Below are 15,296 nucleotides of genomic sequence, written 5' to 3' on the forward strand. Positions count from 1 at the left end.
GATGCCCCGATGCCCGCCGCCCGTGCCGCCCGCCGCCTGCACCGCACCGCCGCGGCGCTGGGGCTGGCGGCCGCGGGTGCGCTGGCGGCCAGCGGCCCGCTCGGCGCCCCGGCCCCGGCGTCGGCCGCGGGCCGCAAGGCGAGCGTGCCGAAGGACTGCCGGCGGACGATCCCGATCACGCCCGAGGAGCGCAAGGGCCGCTCACGGCAGGCGGCGGTGCCCGCCCCGGGCCCGACGCCGCTGGCCCCGACCCTGCAGACGACCACGACCCGGCTGGGGGAGGGCGCCTGGAGCTACTTCGGCGATCCGCGGGCGGTCGCGATCGGGCCCAACCTGTACAGCGGCTGGATCAGCCGCAGCGGGGCGGTGCGGGTGGCGAAGCTGAACCCGACGACCGGCGACCGGCGGGTGGTGACCGTCGGCCGGACCGGCCGCGACGACCACAACAACCCGGCGCTGGTGGTGCGGCCGGGCGGCAAGCTGCTGGTCTTCTTCAGCCCCCACTCGGGGCGCGAGCGGCCGTTCCACGTGATCAGCCGCATGTACTACCGCGAGACGGTCGTCGGCCACGACATCCGCCGCTGGAGCCCGGTCCGGACGGTGCCGGTCAACGCCCGCGGCGAGCTCGGCTACACCTACCCGAACCCGGTCTCGATCGGCGGCGGGCGGACCTTCGTCGCCTGGCGCGGCGGCTGCTGGCGGCCGACCTTCGCGATCCGCAAGGGCCGCCACTGGAGCCCCGCGCGCGAGATCGTCCGCGGGCCGCGCGGGCAGCGGCCGTACGCGAAGTACGCCCCCGGGCCGCCCGGCAGCGGGATCGTCCACCTCTGCTACACGCAGGCCCACCCGGCCCAGGCGATGACCAACGTCTACTGCCTGAGCTTCCACGAGGGAACCTTCCGCCGCGCCGACGGCCAGGTGGTCGGCGACGTCCACCGGCTGCCGCTGCCGGCCGCGACCGGCGACCTGGTCTACCGCTTCGACCAGGCACTCGGGCGGGCCTGGGTGATGGACGTCGCCGACGACGGCGCCGGCCACCCGGTGGTGGTCTTCTCGGTCGGCTACAACCGCAACTGGCAGCGTTTCCTCACCGCCCGCTGGATCGGCGATCGCTGGCGGGTCAGCCGGATCACCCCGGCCTACTCCGACAACCGCCAGCGGTTCCGGGCCGGCGCCTTCGAGACCGGCGGGATCGCGCTCGACCCGCGCGACCCGGACGTCGTCTACCCGGCCCGGATCGTCGACGGCCGCGGGGTGGTCGAGCGCTGGACCAGCCCCGACCACGGCAAGACCTGGGCCCGCGAGCGGCGGATCAGTCCCGGTGGCCGCAACTGCTTCCGGCCGACGACCGCCGCGCTCGACGGCGACCGCACGGCGGTCCTCTACCTGTGCGGGACGCTGAAGTACTGGACCGACTTCCGGACGGCCGTCCACGTCACCACCCTGACCCCGACGGCGGCCCCGGTCGTTCCGCCGCCGCCCGCCGGCTGACCGCCCGCGGCGGGGTGGGGAGAACCCCACCGCCACTCGCCGGCCGGCCCGATGGGCGGGACCTGCGAAGCTCGGCACGATCGTCCCATGAGCTCCACCCCCGACTCCGACCCCACCCCCGGCCGGCCCGGCGAGGAGCCGCGCGACGACGAGCCGACGCTGGTCGCCGACGCGGCCGCCGCGCCCGCGGACGAGCCGACGCTCGTCGCCGACCCCGACTACGGCGACGAGGATCCCGCCGTCGCCCAGGCCCGCCGCGACCGCTGGACCGCCCGCCGCCAACGGCTGCGCGACTACGGCGAGCACGTCTGGCGCGACTTCGCCTACCTCGTGCTCGGCGGCGTGATCGGGACGGCGATCTTCTCGATCGTCGTCACCCTCGTCTCGCTCTCCGCCGGCCTGCTGGTGCTGATCGTCGGCGTGCCGGTGGCGATGGTCTCCAGCGAGATCATCCGCTGGTGCTCGGACCTGGAGCGGCGGCGGACGCTGCTGGTCGACCCGCAGCCGGTCGACGGCTTCTACCGCCCGCGCGGCCGCGGCCTGCTCGGCGGCGCCCAGACGATGGTCGGCGACTCCCGCCGCTGGAAGGACATCGGCTACGGGATCGTCCAGTTCCCGGTCACGATCGCCGGCTTCTGCGTCGCGGCCTTCTGGGCGATCCCGCTCGGCTACCTGACGATCCCGCTCTGGTACTGGGCGATCGACGACGGCGTCGACATCTTCGGGATCTCGCAGCTGCACGTCGACACGATCTGGGGCGCGCTCGCCTGCGTGCCGTTCGGCCTGGCCCTGATCCCGGTCGTCTACTGGCTGAACCGCGGCGCCACGATCGTCTCGGTCGGGCTGACCCGCTCGCTGCTCGGCGACGAGCGGGCGGCGCTCCAGCAGCGCGTCTCGCACCTGGAGGAGACCCGCGCCGGGGCCGTCGACGCCGCCGCCTCGGAGCTGAAGCGGATCGAGCGCGACCTCCACGACGGCGCCCAGGCGCGGATGGTGGCGGTCGCGATGGACCTGGGGATGGCCGAGGAGCGGGTCGACCGCGATCCCGAGGCCGCCCGCGAGCTGATCCAGGGCGCCCGCGCCGAGGCCCGCCGGGCGCTGGCCGAGATGCGCGACCTGGTCCGCGGGATCGCCCCCTCGGTGCTGGCCGACCGCGGCCTCGACGCCGCCCTCAGCTCGCTCGTGGCGCGCTCGCCGGTGCCGGTGATGCTCGACGTCGAGCTGGAGCGGCGGCCGCCGTCGAGCGCCGAGACCGCCGCCTACTTCGTGGTCAGCGAGTCGCTGGTCAACGTCGCCAAGCACGCCGCCGCCAGCAGCTGCACGGTCACCGTCCGCGGCACCAGCCGGCTGCTGCGGGTCGAGATCAGCGACGACGGCAGCGGCGGCGCCCAGATCCTGCCCGGCGGTGGCCTGGCCGGGCTGCGCGACCGTGTCGCCGCCCTGGATGGCATGCTGGAGATGGAGAGCCCGACCGGCGGGCCGACCGTCGTCCGAGCCACCATCCCGTGCGCGTCCTGATCGCCGAAGACCACGCCCTGCTGCGCGACGGCTTGACCCGTCTGCTGCGCGACCACGGCCACGAGGTGGTGGCCGCGGTCGAGACCCCCGACGACATCGTCCGTCGGGGGTCCGCGCTGCGACCAGACCTGGCCCTCTGCGACGTGCGGCTGCCGCCGACCTTCACCGACGAGGGGATCCGCGCCGCGCTCGAGCTGCGGGCCCAGGTGCCGGAGCAGGCGGTGCTGGTGCTCTCGCAGTACGTCGAGCGGACCTACGCCAGCGAGCTGCTGGCCGACGGCCGCGGCGGGATCGGCTACCTGCTGAAGGACCGGGTGGCCGAGCCGGCCGAGTTCGTCCGCGCCTGCGAGCGGGTCGCGGCCGGCGGCACCGCGCTCGACCCGGAGGTCGTCGCCCAGCTGGTCGCGCGCGGCCGCCGCAGCGACGCCGGCCTCGCCTCGCTGACCCCGCGCGAGCACGAGGTGCTGGCGCTGATGGCCGAGGGCCGCTCGAACCGCGGGATCGCCGAGCAGCTGGTGATCACCGACGGCGCGGTCGAGAAGCACGTCACGAGCATCCTCGGCAAGCTCGACCTGCCGGCCTCGTCGGGCGACCACCGGCGGGTGCTGGCCGTGCTGGCGCTGCTGCGGGCCTCGGGCGAGGAGTGACGGCCGGCGGCCGCCGCGACGCACGGCGGCCGGCCGACCCGGCATCCTCCCCGGTGCCGCGCGCGCCGAAGCCCGCCGCGCGGGAACCGCTCATGCCCCGTCGCGCCGCCCTCCGCCGTCCCGCCGTCCGCCTGCTGGCGCTGCTGCTGGTGGCGGCCGCCGCCACGCTCGCCGCCGTCCTCGCCGCCGGTCCCGGGGCCCGCGCCGCCGACGGCGAGGCACCGCCGGCCGAGCGGTTCGCCGACGGCAGCTGCACCACGACCGCGATCCGGATCGGCTTCGCGCTCGATCGTTCCGACCGCGCCGGCCGGGCCGCCGCCGACCGCTTCGCCCGCGACCTCAGCGACCAGCTCGCCTGCCCGGTCGACGTGCTGCTGCGCGACAGCCAGAAGCAGCTGCTGCTGTCGCTGGCCCTGCACCAGCTCGACCTCGCCCAGCTCGACCCCGAGGCGGCGATCGTCGCCGACCGGGTCGGCGCCATCGACGTGGTCGGGGCCTTCGCCACCGGCCAGGAGCTGCCCGCCCGCCAGCAGCCGGCGCGGCTGTGGGTCCGGCGCGGCGGGGGGATCGGGAGCCTCGCCGACCTCCGCGGACGGCGGGTGGCGATCGGCGCCCCGCTGACCGCCGGCGGCGACCTGCTGCCGCGGCGGGCGCTGCTCGGCGCCGGCCTGACGCCGGGCCGCGACGTCGATCCGGTCCGGATCCCGCGCGACGCCGACGCGCTGCGGGCGCTGCGCGCGGGCGACGTCGACGCCGCGGTCACCCGGCTGCCGCTGGCCGCCGGCGCCGACCGCGGGCTGCGCCAGCTGTGGGCCTCGGAGCCGGTGCTGGCCGACGTGCTGGCGATCCGGCCCGGCGTCCGCTCGAAGGTCCGGCGGCTGGTGGTCGCCGCCACCCGCGGCCTGACCGGCACCTCGATCGGCCCGCTGGCCGAGCGCGCCGGGATCCAGCACGTGACGGCGCTGACCTCGGTCCCGCTCGACCTCTACGCCCCGCTCGCCGTCGAGCTGGACGCGCTGACCGCCGCCGGCCAGGCGCCCTAGCCGCGCGCCCGGTCCCGGGCCGGCGTCAGGCCGCGGTGACCCCGAGGATCAGCTGCGCGGTCTCCAGCGGCACGTCCAGCTGCGGGCAGTGGCCGACGCCGTCCAGCTCGACCCAGTCGGCGTGGGGCAGCCAGTCGCGGCGGTAGCGGATCGCGCTCGACGGCCACTCCAGCAGCCGGTCCTCGCGCCCCCAGACCACCCGCACCGGGCAGGCGATCCCGGCCGCGTCCAGCTGGTAGCCCTCGGCCAGCGCCAGCTCGATCAGCGCCGCGGCCCCGTCGCAGGCGGCCACGCCGCGCATCTGGTGGGCCAGCAGCTCGGCCGGCAGGTGCTCGTAGGCGACGGTGGTGAAGCGGGTCGCGGCCCGCCGGCCGTGGTCGCTGGCCATGATCGCGTCGGCGTGCGCGACCGCGCTCCGGACCTGCTCCTGCATCACGGTGAAGTGGCCCAGCGTCCGGGCCAGCGCCGGGTCGCCCGGCTCCCAGCCGCCGGCGGGGGCGAGGGCCACCACCGATCGCGCCCGGCCGCGCGCGGCCAGCTGCAGCGCGACGTAGCCGCCGAGAGAGTTGCCGACCACGTGGGCGTCCTCGAGCCCGGCCTCGTCCATCGCCCGCTCGACCGCGTCGACCAGCGCCGCGCCGTGCAGCGGGGTCGGCAGCGGCGGGCCGCCCGCGTGGCCGGCCAGGGTCGGGGCCAGGACCGCGTGGTGGCGCTCCAGGGCGGGCAGGATCGGCTCCCAGGTCCGCCAGGTGTCGGTGAAGCCGTGGAGGCAGACCAGCGGCGAGCCGTCGCCGCCGCGGTGGAACGGGGTGAAGGGCACGGCCGCCGGCCGCCGTCAGTCGCGGCCGAGCCCGCCGCGCCGCCGGCGCGGGGCGTCGAGACGCTGGCGGGCGGCGTCGAGCCGCGCGGCCAGCTCTGCCGGATCGGGCCCGTCGCCGCGGGGCGCGGTCGCGGGCGCGCCGTCGCCGTCGTCGCCGGTCGCGGCGTCCTCGACCGCCGGCACGGCCAGCTCGCGCGCGCGGCGGGTCACCAGCCGGGTCCGCGCCCGGTCCAGCCGGGCTTCCAGATCGGCGGGCAGGTCGACCACCGCGCCGCCGCCGCGGTCGGCCCGCAGCGCGTCGGGCACCATCGTCCGCGGCGGTCCGGGGACGATCCCGTCGCTGACGGTGCGGCCGCTCGACCCACCGGCGGGGCGGGCGGGCGCGGCGGCGCGCTCGGCCGGCTCGGCGGCGGCCGGATCGTCTGGGCGGGGGACCGTCACGACGGCCGGGAGCCTACCGGCGCGCGCCCCGCCCCGGCCGCCGGGGCAACCGCGGTTGCGCCCCGGAACGCGGCGAGGGCGCCCGGCGGGCGCCCTCGCGAAACGAAGCGGTGGGGGAGTCCGGCGCTAGGCGGCGGAGAGCGCCCCGACCGAGCCGACCACCGAGGTGGTCCAGTCGATCACCGAGGTCGGCTTCACGACGTGCTTGCCGAGACCCAGCTCCTTCGGGTCCATCCCGAGCGCCAGGCCGACCATCTGCGGCAGGTGCAGGACCGGCATCTGCAGCTCGCGGCCGATCGTCTTGCTGACCACCGGCTGCTGCATGTCCAGGTTCAGGTGGCAGAGCGGGCAGGGGGTCACCAGGCAGTCGGCGCCCTGGTCCTTGGCCTCGCCGAGGTTGCGGCCGGCCATCCGCATCGAGGTCTCCTTCTGCATCAGGGAGATCGGGAAGCCGCAGCACTTCTGGGCGCCCGTGTACTCGACGACGGTGCCGCCGAGCGTCTCGATGACCTGCTCCAGGTAGGTGTCGCGGGGGTTCGCGTCGTCGATCCCCAGCCGGTCGACCGGGCGAACGATGTAGCAGCCGTAGAACGGCCCGACCTTGAGGTCGGTCAGCGGCCGCTTGACCCGCTTGGCCAGCTCGTCCAGCCCCAGCTCCTCGACCAGCACCCAGAGGAAGTTCTTGTTGACCAGCCCCTTGGCGTACTCGAGGCCCTCGGGGGTCAGGTGCTTGTTGACCTCCTCGCGGTAGGCCGCGCTGGCGTCCAGCCGCTCCTGGCACTCGCCCTGCGCGCCCTGGCAGGTCGAGCAGATGTTCATCATCAGGTCGGCGCCGCGCTCGATCTCCTTCTGCGCGAGCGCGAAGGTGCGGGCGTTGAGCGTGTCGGCCAGCTCCTGACTGTGCTCGGCGATCACGCCGGCGCCGCAGCAGTTGGCGCGGTTCAGCTCGACCAGCTCGATGTCGAGCAGCGGAGCGACCTTGGCCATCGAGCCGTGCAGCTCGGGAGTGAAGCCCCGGCTCACGCAGCCGGGCCAGTACGCGACCTTCATGCGCCCGCCTCCGTGTCGTTGGTGGCACTCTTCTCGGCCGCGTCGCGGGCCGCGGCCTCGGCGACGTGCGCCGCGTGGGCGGCCGCCTCCTCCGGGTCCTCGTCGGGCTGGGTGATGTAGAGGTTCAGCTCCAGCCGCTGATCGCGACCCTGGACCTCCTGGTAGATCCGCTTGATCTGCGCCTGGTCCGGGTTCTTGTGGTGGAAGAGCGCGGACTTCGGCGTCACCTTGCGGCGCAGCAGCGCCTTGGTGATGACCGGCAGCGAGGCGACCAGCTCCTTGGCCGCGGCCGGGGCCAGCGGACCGCCGTAGGAGTCCGGCACCATCTTCGCCTCGTTCAGCGTCCCGTACTTCTTGACGCTGTTGACGATCGCCATCTCGTGGCGCTCGCCGTTGTTGCGGTCGTTGATGTGGTGGTCCTGCGAGGCGATCCGGCGCAGGCGCATGATCTGGCTCATCGGCGCCACGCCCTTCGGGCAGGCGTCGATGCACTTGAAGCAGTGGGTGCAGGCGTAGATGCCGTGCGGATCCTCGGCCAGGTTGCTCAGCCGCTCCTGGTGGCGGCTGTCGCGCGGGTCGCCGACGAAGCGGTAGGCCTTGGCCAGCGCGGCCGGACCGACGAACAGCGGGTCGATCTCCATCGACAGGCAGTCCGAGACGCAGGCGCCGCACTGGATGCAGGCCATCGTCTGGGTGACGTCGACCATCGACTCGCGCGGGACGATGTGCTCGCGCTCGGGCAGCGGCTCCTTGGGCAGCAGCCACGGGGTCACCCGCGCCTGCTTCTTCCAGTGGACCGCGTCCATGTCGACGATCAGGTCCTTGATCACCGGCATGTTGCCGAGCGGCTCGATCGTGATCTTGCCGTCCTTCGACCGCTTCAGCGCCTCGTCGAGGTGCGTGTGGCAGGCCAGGCCCGGCTTGTCGTTGATCCGGGTCCCGCAGGAGCCGCAGATCGCGGCCCGACAGGAGCAGCGGACGCCGATCGAGCCGTCCTCCTTGGCCTTCGCCTGGAGGATGCCGTCGAGCACCGAGCGGTGGGGCTCGAGCTCGATCTGGAACTCCTCGTAGTACGGCGCGCGGCCGGACTCCGGGTCGTAGCGGCGCAGGCGGAGGGTGAACTCCTGGATGCCCTCCGGCTTGGCCTCGGTGTTCTCGATCGTCGACATCAGTACGTCCGCTCCATCGGCTGCCACTGCGTGATCGTCACCGGCGCCTGGCCGAGCTTGCCCTGGCCGTCGCCGTCCCTCTCCACCGTCAGGTGGAAGAGCCAGTCCTCGTCGTTGCGCTCCGTGTAGTCGGTGCGCGAGTGGGCGCCGCGCGACTCCTTGCGCTCGAGCGCGCTCTTCACGATCGCCTCGGAGCAGTCGAGCATGAAGCCCAGCTCCAGGGCCCCGAGCACGTCCTGGTTGAAGACCGTGCCCTTGTCGTCGATGTAGGCCGTCTTGGCCTCCTCCTGGAGGCGGTTGACGATCTCGGCGCCCTTGGTCATGCCCTCCTCGTCGCGGAAGACGGCGCAGTACTGGTTCATCGACTCGCCCAGCTCCTCCTTGATCTCGGAGACCCGGCGGCCGGTCTTCGGCCGGTCGATGATCGCGGCGATCTCCTTGGCGTCGTCGCGGAGCTGCGCGTCGGAGACGGTCGGCATCGGCATCGAGGCCGCGACCTTGGCGGCGTGCTCGCCCGAGCGGCGGCCGAAGATCAGCGTGTCGAGCAGCGAGTTGGCGCCCAGGCGGTTGCCGCCGTGGACGGAGACGCAGGCGACCTCGCCGGCGGCGTAGAGGCCGGGGATGTCGGTCTCGCCGTCGACGTCGGTCTTGACGCCGCCCATCGTGTAGTGCTGACCCGGGCGGACCGGGATCGGCTCCTTGGTGATGTCGATCCCGGCGAAGTCGCGGCCGAGGTTGACGATCTCGCGCAGGGCCTCGAGCACGCGGTTCTTGGGGACGACCGTCACGTCGAGCAGCACGGAGTCCTTGAGCGGCCCGGTCCCGCGGCCCTCGTTGATCTCCTTCTGCTCGGCGCGGGAGACGACGTCGCGCGACGCCAGCTCCATCTTGTTCGGGGCCGAGTGGACCATGAACCGCTCGCCGTCGGCGTTGCGCAGGTGCGCGCCCTCGCCGCGGGCGCCCTCCGTGATGAGGAAGCCGTTGGCCGTCATCGTCGTCGGGTGGTACTGGATCATCTCCATGTCCATCAGCCGCGCGCCGGCGCGGTAGGCGAGGGACATGCCGTCTCCGGTGCAGATCAGGCCGTTGGTGGTCGGCTTGAAGGCCTGGCCGACGCCGCCGGTGGCGAGGATCACCGTCTTGGCGACGAAGGTCTGCATCTCGCCGGTGCGGATGTTGCGCGCGACGACGCCCTGACAGCGGCCGTTCTCGCCCCGGATCAGCGAGGTGTTGAACCACTCCTCGTAGCGATCGACCCGATCGCTGTACTTCATCAGCTGCTCGTAGAGCACGTGCAGGATCGCCTGGCCGGTGATGTCGGCGACGTAGGCGGTCCGCTTCATCGAGGCGCCGCCGAAGGCCCGCAGGTCCAGGTGGCCGGTCTCGTTGCGGTGGAACGTGACCCCGATGTGCTCCAGGTACATGATCTCGCCCGGCGCCTCCGAGGTCATGACCTCGATCGCGTCCTGGTCGCCCAGGTAGTCCGAGCCCTTGACCGTGTCGAAGGCGTGCGAGCGCCAGTCGTCGGCCGGGTTGACGGCGGCGTTGATGCCGCCGGCTGCGGCGACCGAGTGCGAGCGGACCGGGTGGACCTTGCTCATGATCGCGACTGTTGCGCCGGCGTCGGCCGCGGCCAGCGCGGCGCGCTGGCCGGCCAACCCGGCCCCGATGATCAGGACGTCATGTGCAGGCATGAGCCTCTTTCACAACCTAGGACAGGGGAACCGCGGCTGATCGTATACCTCCATACACCCCGTTCGCGGTGCCGTCCAACCCAACCAAAATGGTCGGAATCTGCCGTCCCAGCGGGCGGTTTGCGGTTCCCAACCGGCGGGCATGGGCGCGCGCGGGCGACCGGCCGCGGACGCGACCGGCGGTAGCGCGCCAGGCGCCCGGCGGGAGGCTCAGCGGCGGGGGGCGGCGGAGCCGTCGGGACCGCTGCCGGGGAGCGCGGCGGCGAGCGCGTCGCGGACGCTGCCGAAGGTCACCAGGCCGCGCATCACGCCGGTCGCGTCGACCACCGGCAGCGCGCCGAGCCGCCGCAGCGGCTCGTTCGACAGCAGCCCCTCGAGGGTCGCGTCGGGCGGTACGCGGGGGGCGTCGTCGCCGGTCGCCAGCAGCTCCCGGACGGGGACCTCGGGACGGCCGGCGGCCAGCTCGGCCGTCACCCGCTCGGCGGTCACGATCCCCAGGAAGTGGCCCTCGCCGTCGAGCACCGCGGCCCAGTCGGCGGGGAAGGGGCCGAAGGTCTCGTGCTCGGCCTGGAGCACGGTCGCGTCGGCCGGCACCCAGACCGGGCGCTCCTCCATCAGCTCGCCGGCGGTGACGGTGTGCAGCTGCTCGCTGATCTCGCTGGTGACGACGGCGGCGCGGGCGGCGGCGCCGATGAACCAGGCGATCAGCAGGAACCAGACGCCGTTGTAGACCGAGCCGTCGGCCAGCTGCCAGAGGCCGACCGCGGCCAGCACCAGCGCGAAGCCGCGGCCGAGCTGGCCGGCGGCGACGGTCGCCTTGCGGCGGCTGCCGGTCAGCTTCCACGCGATCGCGCGCGCGATCCGGCCGCCGTCGAGCGGGAAGGCCGGGATCAGGTTGAAGCAGAAGAGGACGCCGTTGACCGCGGCGCCCCAGCCGAACAGCGCGACCCCGGCGTCGGTCGTCTGCTCGCGCAGCAGCGCCGCATCGAGCAGGGTGCTGGAGTCGCTGAGCGCGATCCCGGCGCCGACGCAGAGCGCGCCGGCCAGCAGCGTGCCGAGCGGCCCGGCGGCGGCGACCACGAACTCCTCCTTCGGCGTGCGGGCGTCGCGGTCGAGCCGCGCCACGCCGCCGAGCAGCCAGAGATCGATCGAGACGGTGTGGATCCCGAACCGGCGGCCGACCAGCGCGTGGCCGAGCTCGTGGATCACCAGCGAGCCGAAGAAGAGCACCGCGGCGCCGACCGCGAGCCCGTAGGCGGCGGCCTGCGAGAGGTCGGGCAGGACGTCGTCGAACTGCTGGCCGAGCAGCACCACGATCAGGAACAGCGCCAGGAACCAGCTCGGATCGGCACCGATCCGGATTCCGAACAGCTGCGCGAGCTTCACCGAGCGCGTGGGCATGCTGGGCCCCATCGTCGCAGGTCCCCGTCGCGGCGGCGCGCGGCGGGCCGGGCCGGGCGGGGGATAGCATCGGCCTCGCACCGCCGACCCCGGTCGCCTGCCCGCGCCGGCCTCGCCGCTGCACCTCCGTTCGAACGCAGGAGCACCACATGACCCAGTCGCCCGTCAACGTCACCGTCACCGGCGCCGCCGGCCAGATCGGCTACGCACTGCTGTTCCGCATCGCCAGCGGCCATCTGCTCGGTCCCGACACGCCGGTGAAGCTGCGGCTGCTGGAGATCCCGCAGGCGATCAAGGCCGCCGAGGGCACCGCGATGGAGCTCGACGACTGCGCCTTCCCGCTGCTGCGCGGGATCGACATCAGCGACGACCCGAAGGTGGCCTTCGACGGCGCCAACGTCGGCCTGCTGGTCGGCGCCCGCCCGCGCACGAAGGGCATGGAGCGCGGCGACCTGCTCGAGGCCAACGGCGGCATCTTCAAGCCCCAGGGCGAGGCGATCAACGCCGGCGCGGCCGACGACATCAAGGTGCTCGTGGTCGGCAACCCGGCGAACACGAACGCCCTGATCGCCCAGGCCCACGCGCCCGACGTCCCCGCCGAGCGCTTCACGGCGATGACGCGGCTGGACCACAACCGCGCGATCTCGCAGCTGGCCAGCAAGCTGCAGGTGCCGGTGACGGCGATCAAGAAGATGACGATCTGGGGCAACCACTCGGCCACCCAGTACCCGGACCTGTTCCACGCCGAGGTCAACGGCGAGATCGCCGCCGGCGCCGTTGACGACGACGTCTGGCTGCGCGACACCTTCATCCCGACGGTCGCCAAGCGCGGCGCGGCGATCATCGAGGCCCGCGGCGCCAGCTCGGCCGCCTCGGCCGCCAACGCCGCGATCGACCACATCCACACGTGGGTGAACGGGACCGCCGAGGGCGACTGGACCTCGATGGGGATCCCGTCCGACGGCAGCTACGGCGTGCCGGAGGGGATCATCTCCTCGTTCCCCGTCACCACCAAGGACGGCAAGTACGAGATCGTCCAGGGCCTGGAGATCGACGACTTCTCGCGCGAGCGGATCGACGCGTCGGTCGCCGAGCTCGTCGAGGAGCGCGACGCGGTCAAGGGCCTCGGCCTGATCTAGGAAGCCGCCCGCAGGACGGTGGCGTGGGGCGGCTGCGCCCTACGCCGCGTCCTTCGGGTACCAGGTCCGGTCGCGCTTCTCGACCAGGCCTTGCTCCTCCAGGCCCGGGAGGATCCGGTACGCGTAGTTCGGGTGGACGCCGATCCGGCGCGCGATCTCGGTCGCGCCGAGGCCCGGCTCCTGGCGGATCAGGTCGAGCGCCTGCCGCGAGCGCTCGCCGCTGCCGCGCGGCCGGCCGGCCCGGCGGGCCCCGCCACCGCCGCCCCCTCCGGCGGCCGCCCGCGGGGCGCGCGCGGCGCCGGCGGGACGGTCGAGGCCGTCGAGTGCGTCGAGGGCCCGCTGCAGCCGCTCGTGCTCGGCGACGGCCGGGGCCAGCTCTTCCAGGCGGACCTTGATCTCGCGGCGCTTCTCTTCGAGGAAGTCGGACACGGTGGGGCTCCGGTGAGGGTATGGATGGGACGGCCTGCGTCTCGCCACCGCAGGGCGGGAGGAACCCTAACAGGAATGTGGGTGCCGTTTGGGGAATTTCGGGGGCCGAAGGTGTGGCCCTCGGGGGCTACCGCCTCAGCGGTGGTTCTCGGCGGCGAGGAGGGCCTTCAGGCGATCCAGCGAGGCGTGTGCCTCACGCTCCGGAACCCCACCCATCAGGGCCTTCGAGGCCACCGCTCCGAGGGGGCCCATCGGGGGGATGAACTCGTTGCGGTAGTGGAAGGTCGTCCCGTCGCCGTTGGGCTCCAGGTGGTACTCGATGTGGGCCTTGGCGCCGGCCGGGCCCTTGCCCTCCCAGTGGGCGTGGCGTGGAGGTGTGAGCTCCTCCAGGACCCACTTCACCTTCACCGGCGCCCCCCGGATCACGTAGCGCTGCGCCATCCGGAAGCCCACCCGCGGGGGACCGCTGTCGGCCGAGACGAGTTCCTTGTGGATGGTCACCCACCGCTCGAACTGCGTGGGGTCCATCACCACCGACCACACGCGCTCCGGCGGGGCGGGCAGCTCGGCGGTCACGACGACGGCGCTCATGGGCGGACCCTATCCGCGGGCGGGGAGTGGCCGCCCGCCCACCACCATCAGCGGGCGCGGAGGGGCTCGTCGCGCTCCCACTCCCCGAGCGCGTGCTCGACGGCGCGGTCGAAGCCGTGGGCGCGGACGCCGAGCAGGGTGGTCCAGCGGTCGTCGCGGGCCAGCAGGTCGCCGGTCAGGCCGCTCATCAGCGGCAGGATCAGATCGGGGTCCTCGCCGGCGATCACCGCGGCGACCCGGCCGGCGATCCCGGTCAGCGACCACGGGAAGCCGATCGTCGGGCGGCCGACGATCATCAGGTCGCGGATCCGCTCGATCATCTCGCCGTAGGAGAGGACGTCGGGTCCGGCGATGTCGAGCGACTGGCGGGGGTGGGGGCCCAGCTCGACGGTCGCCGAGCGCGAGAGGGCGGCGATCACGTCCCGCTCGTCGATCGGCTGGGTGCGGTGGACGCGCCACGGCGGCAGCGCCAGCACCGGCATCCGCTCGACCAGCCGGACCAGGAACCGGAACGACCGCGAGCGGGCGCCGACCGCGATCGAGGCCCGCAGCGCCAGCGCCTCGGGGGCGGCGTCGAGCAGCGTCCGTTCGACCATCAGCCGGCTGCGCAGGTGCGGCGTCGGCGGCCGGGTCTCGTCGACCATCACGCCCAGGTAGACGACCCGCCGGACCCCGGACCGCTGGACCGCCGCCGCGAACCGCTCGGCCCCCTGCCGCTCGCGGGCCTGGAAGTCGGCGTTGTCCTCGCCCGGGGCCTCCATCGAGTGGACCAGGTAGTAGGCGACGTCGACCCCCTCCAGCGCCTCGTCGAGCCCGGCGCCGGTCAGCACGTCGCCGGTCGTCACGGGCACCGGGACCCGGACCCGGGCGGGATCGCGCGCGAAGCCGCGGACGTCGTGGCCGGCGGCCAGCAGCGGCGGCACGAGCGCCGACCCGACGAACCCCGAGGTGCCGGTCACGAGGATCTGCATCGCCGGGGATGATGGCTGACCGGCGCCCCGCCCACCCCGCTCGCGTGACGGATCGTCCCCACCCCTCGGGGCCGATCCGCCACGCGAGCGGGGTGGGGGGGGGCAAGCGGACGCCGTCCACCCGCGGCCGCCGTCGCCGAACCTGCACCGTTCTCTGCGATTTGCGGAGTTCCTGCTCGGCTCGTTCACGAAAAGTGACCAATTACCGGGAACAAGGGGTGCAGAGCCCGCGCCGGTGTGGTTCGATGCCGCTCACGTCGCGACCACGGGTTGCGGCAGCCCCCTCGACGAGGACCTCCGAGCGCCGCCCCGAGGCGCTCGATCCTCGCACGCCTCGACCCGTCCGACCCCGTTTCCCCGGGGCCGGCGACGGCCCCTGCCCCCGAACAGCCGACCCCCGCACCCCACCACGTGACCCCAGCCGCCGATCGTCCTCGCGCCCGCTCCTCCCGCATCGCTCCTCCCAGTTGCGGGGACTGCTTCTTCCGGCGGCACATGCTTTGCGCGCTGGACCGCGACGATCCGTGCGCCACCTTCCGCCCCGACCGCGCCGAGGGCCTGGAGCCCCCGCGCCAGATGCGGATGATGTTCCGGCCCGAGCGGGCCACCGGCACCCCCTTCGCCTTCCCGAGCGCCGAGGAGCAGGCTCGGCGCTACGCCGCCTGAGCCCGGCGGCCGCCCCGTCCGAGCGCGCGCCGCTTGGCACCTCTGGCGCAACGAACGGCGCGCGCTGGGCGTCGCGGCGCGGCCCCCGCACCGCGTCTTGGCTGGCCAGCCAACCATCGTGCGAAACCAGCTACCATTCGCCGGGCCGTCGTCGACCCCGTGGTCGGCCACGTCGTCTATCGCGGTCTCGGGCGCCGGGACCCGTCCCACGAGCATCCCCATCACA

Annotated in this window: 15 protein-coding genes; 6 read left to right on the top strand and 9 right to left on the bottom strand. The window is 74.1% G+C overall.

What is annotated here, in order from left to right; genetic code table 11:
• Positions 1-9 precede the first annotated feature (9 nt).
• The 4 genes from SH587_RS22405 (at position 10) to SH587_RS22420 (ending at position 4,699) form a co-directional block, all read left to right on the top strand.
• Positions 10-1,491 (top strand): BNR-4 repeat-containing protein, encoded by a 1,482-nt coding sequence (locus SH587_RS22405; RefSeq protein WP_320672885.1) that lies wholly within the window; start codon positions 10-12, stop codon positions 1,489-1,491.
• A gap of 87 nt (positions 1,492-1,578) precedes the next feature.
• On the top strand, positions 1,579-3,009 hold the full coding sequence (locus tag SH587_RS22410) for a sensor histidine kinase (RefSeq protein WP_320672886.1): 1,431 nt from the start codon (positions 1,579-1,581) through the stop codon (positions 3,007-3,009).
• Positions 2,997-3,656, top strand: coding sequence for a response regulator (locus SH587_RS22415; RefSeq protein WP_320672887.1), 660 nt, complete (start codon positions 2,997-2,999; stop codon positions 3,654-3,656). Before SH587_RS22410 ends, SH587_RS22415 begins: the two co-directional genes overlap by 13 nt.
• Before the next feature lie 92 nt (positions 3,657-3,748).
• Positions 3,749-4,699 carry a phosphate/phosphite/phosphonate ABC transporter substrate-binding protein gene (locus tag SH587_RS22420; RefSeq protein ID WP_320672888.1) on the top strand — a complete coding sequence of 317 codons (951 nt, stop codon included), beginning with the start codon at positions 3,749-3,751 and terminating at the stop codon, positions 4,697-4,699.
• A gap of 25 nt (positions 4,700-4,724) precedes the next feature.
• Here the strand turns inward: SH587_RS22420 and SH587_RS22425 are convergent, their stop codons facing one another.
• From SH587_RS22425 to SH587_RS22450, 6 genes are all read right to left on the bottom strand, one after another.
• A complete protein-coding gene (locus SH587_RS22425; protein WP_320672889.1) occupies positions 4,725-5,519 on the bottom strand; it encodes an alpha/beta fold hydrolase in 795 nt (264 codons plus the stop codon).
• A gap of 15 nt (positions 5,520-5,534) precedes the next feature.
• Positions 5,535-5,960 carry a hypothetical protein gene (locus SH587_RS22430; RefSeq protein ID WP_320672890.1) on the bottom strand — a complete coding sequence of 142 codons (426 nt, stop codon included), beginning with the start codon at positions 5,958-5,960 and terminating at the stop codon, positions 5,535-5,537.
• Positions 5,961-6,086: 126 nt separating this feature from the next.
• Positions 6,087-7,010 carry a CoB--CoM heterodisulfide reductase iron-sulfur subunit B family protein gene (locus SH587_RS22435; protein ID WP_320672891.1) on the bottom strand — a complete coding sequence of 308 codons (924 nt, stop codon included), beginning with the start codon at positions 7,008-7,010 and terminating at the stop codon, positions 6,087-6,089.
• Complete coding sequence (locus SH587_RS22440; protein WP_320672892.1) at positions 7,007-8,179, bottom strand: succinate dehydrogenase/fumarate reductase iron-sulfur subunit; 1,173 nt, start codon at positions 8,177-8,179, stop codon at positions 7,007-7,009. Before SH587_RS22440 ends, SH587_RS22435 begins: the two co-directional genes overlap by 4 nt.
• On the bottom strand, positions 8,179-9,873 hold the full coding sequence (locus tag SH587_RS22445; RefSeq protein ID WP_320672893.1) for an FAD-binding protein: 1,695 nt from the start codon (positions 9,871-9,873) through the stop codon (positions 8,179-8,181). Before SH587_RS22445 ends, SH587_RS22440 begins: the two co-directional genes overlap by 1 nt.
• 210 nt (positions 9,874-10,083) lie before the next feature.
• Positions 10,084-11,274: a site-2 protease family protein gene (locus tag SH587_RS22450; protein ID WP_320672894.1), complete on the bottom strand. Its 1,191-nt coding sequence runs from the start codon at positions 11,272-11,274 to the stop codon at positions 10,084-10,086.
• 149 nt (positions 11,275-11,423) lie between these two features.
• Here SH587_RS22450 and SH587_RS22455 point away from each other — a divergent pair, with 149 nt between their 5' ends.
• The gene (locus SH587_RS22455) at positions 11,424-12,413 is read left to right on the top strand and encodes a malate dehydrogenase (RefSeq protein WP_320672895.1); all 990 of its coding nucleotides are present in this window, start codon (positions 11,424-11,426) and stop codon (positions 12,411-12,413) included.
• Between the two features lie 39 nt (positions 12,414-12,452).
• On the opposite strand, the gene SH587_RS22460 is transcribed toward SH587_RS22455, so the two are convergent.
• The 3 genes from SH587_RS22460 to SH587_RS22470 all read right to left on the bottom strand — a co-directional run bounded on the left by SH587_RS22460 (position 12,453) and on the right by SH587_RS22470 (position 14,404).
• Entirely contained in the window at positions 12,453-12,842 is a 390-nt protein-coding gene (locus SH587_RS22460) for a helix-turn-helix domain-containing protein (RefSeq protein ID WP_320672896.1), read from the bottom strand.
• Positions 12,843-12,977: 135 nt separating this feature from the next.
• The gene (locus tag SH587_RS22465) at positions 12,978-13,433 is read right to left on the bottom strand and encodes an SRPBCC family protein (RefSeq protein WP_320672897.1); all 456 of its coding nucleotides are present in this window, start codon (positions 13,431-13,433) and stop codon (positions 12,978-12,980) included.
• Positions 13,434-13,480: 47 nt separating this feature from the next.
• Entirely contained in the window at positions 13,481-14,404 is a 924-nt protein-coding gene (locus SH587_RS22470) for an NAD-dependent epimerase/dehydratase family protein (protein ID WP_320672898.1), read from the bottom strand.
• A gap of 495 nt (positions 14,405-14,899) precedes the next feature.
• On the opposite strand from SH587_RS22470, the gene SH587_RS22475 reads away from it, so the two are divergent.
• Entirely contained in the window at positions 14,900-15,070 is a 171-nt protein-coding gene (locus tag SH587_RS22475) for a hypothetical protein (protein ID WP_320672899.1), read from the top strand.
• The last annotated feature ends 226 nt before the right edge of the window (positions 15,071-15,296 follow it).

Source organism: Patulibacter defluvii, from assembly GCF_034096925.1.
GTDB lineage: Bacteria > Actinomycetota > Thermoleophilia > Solirubrobacterales > Solirubrobacteraceae > Patulibacter > Patulibacter defluvii.

What these genes read in the sequence shown, in the direction of transcription:
- SH587_RS22405 (WP_320672885.1), top strand. Translation starts at nt 10, where the DNA reads ATGCCCGCCGCCCGTGCCGCCCGCCGCCTGCACCGCACCGCCGCGGCG.
- SH587_RS22410 (WP_320672886.1), top strand. Translation starts at nt 1,579, where the DNA reads ATGAGCTCCACCCCCGACTCCGACCCCACCCCCGGCCGGCCCGGCGAG.
- SH587_RS22420 (WP_320672888.1), top strand. Translation starts at nt 3,749, where the DNA reads ATGCCCCGTCGCGCCGCCCTCCGCCGTCCCGCCGTCCGCCTGCTGGCG.
- SH587_RS22435 (WP_320672891.1), bottom strand. Translation starts at nt 7,010, where the DNA reads ATGAAGGTCGCGTACTGGCCCGGCTGCGTGAGCCGGGGCTTCACTCCC.
- SH587_RS22440 (WP_320672892.1), bottom strand. Translation starts at nt 8,179, where the DNA reads ATGTCGACGATCGAGAACACCGAGGCCAAGCCGGAGGGCATCCAGGAG.
- SH587_RS22445 (WP_320672893.1), bottom strand. Translation starts at nt 9,873, where the DNA reads ATGCCTGCACATGACGTCCTGATCATCGGGGCCGGGTTGGCCGGCCAG.
- SH587_RS22450 (WP_320672894.1), bottom strand. Translation starts at nt 11,274, where the DNA reads ATGCCCACGCGCTCGGTGAAGCTCGCGCAGCTGTTCGGAATCCGGATC.
- SH587_RS22455 (WP_320672895.1), top strand. Translation starts at nt 11,424, where the DNA reads ATGACCCAGTCGCCCGTCAACGTCACCGTCACCGGCGCCGCCGGCCAG.
- SH587_RS22465 (WP_320672897.1), bottom strand. Translation starts at nt 13,433, where the DNA reads ATGAGCGCCGTCGTCGTGACCGCCGAGCTGCCCGCCCCGCCGGAGCGC.
- SH587_RS22470 (WP_320672898.1), bottom strand. Translation starts at nt 14,404, where the DNA reads ATGCAGATCCTCGTGACCGGCACCTCGGGGTTCGTCGGGTCGGCGCTC.
- SH587_RS22475 (WP_320672899.1), top strand. Translation starts at nt 14,900, where the DNA reads ATGCTTTGCGCGCTGGACCGCGACGATCCGTGCGCCACCTTCCGCCCC.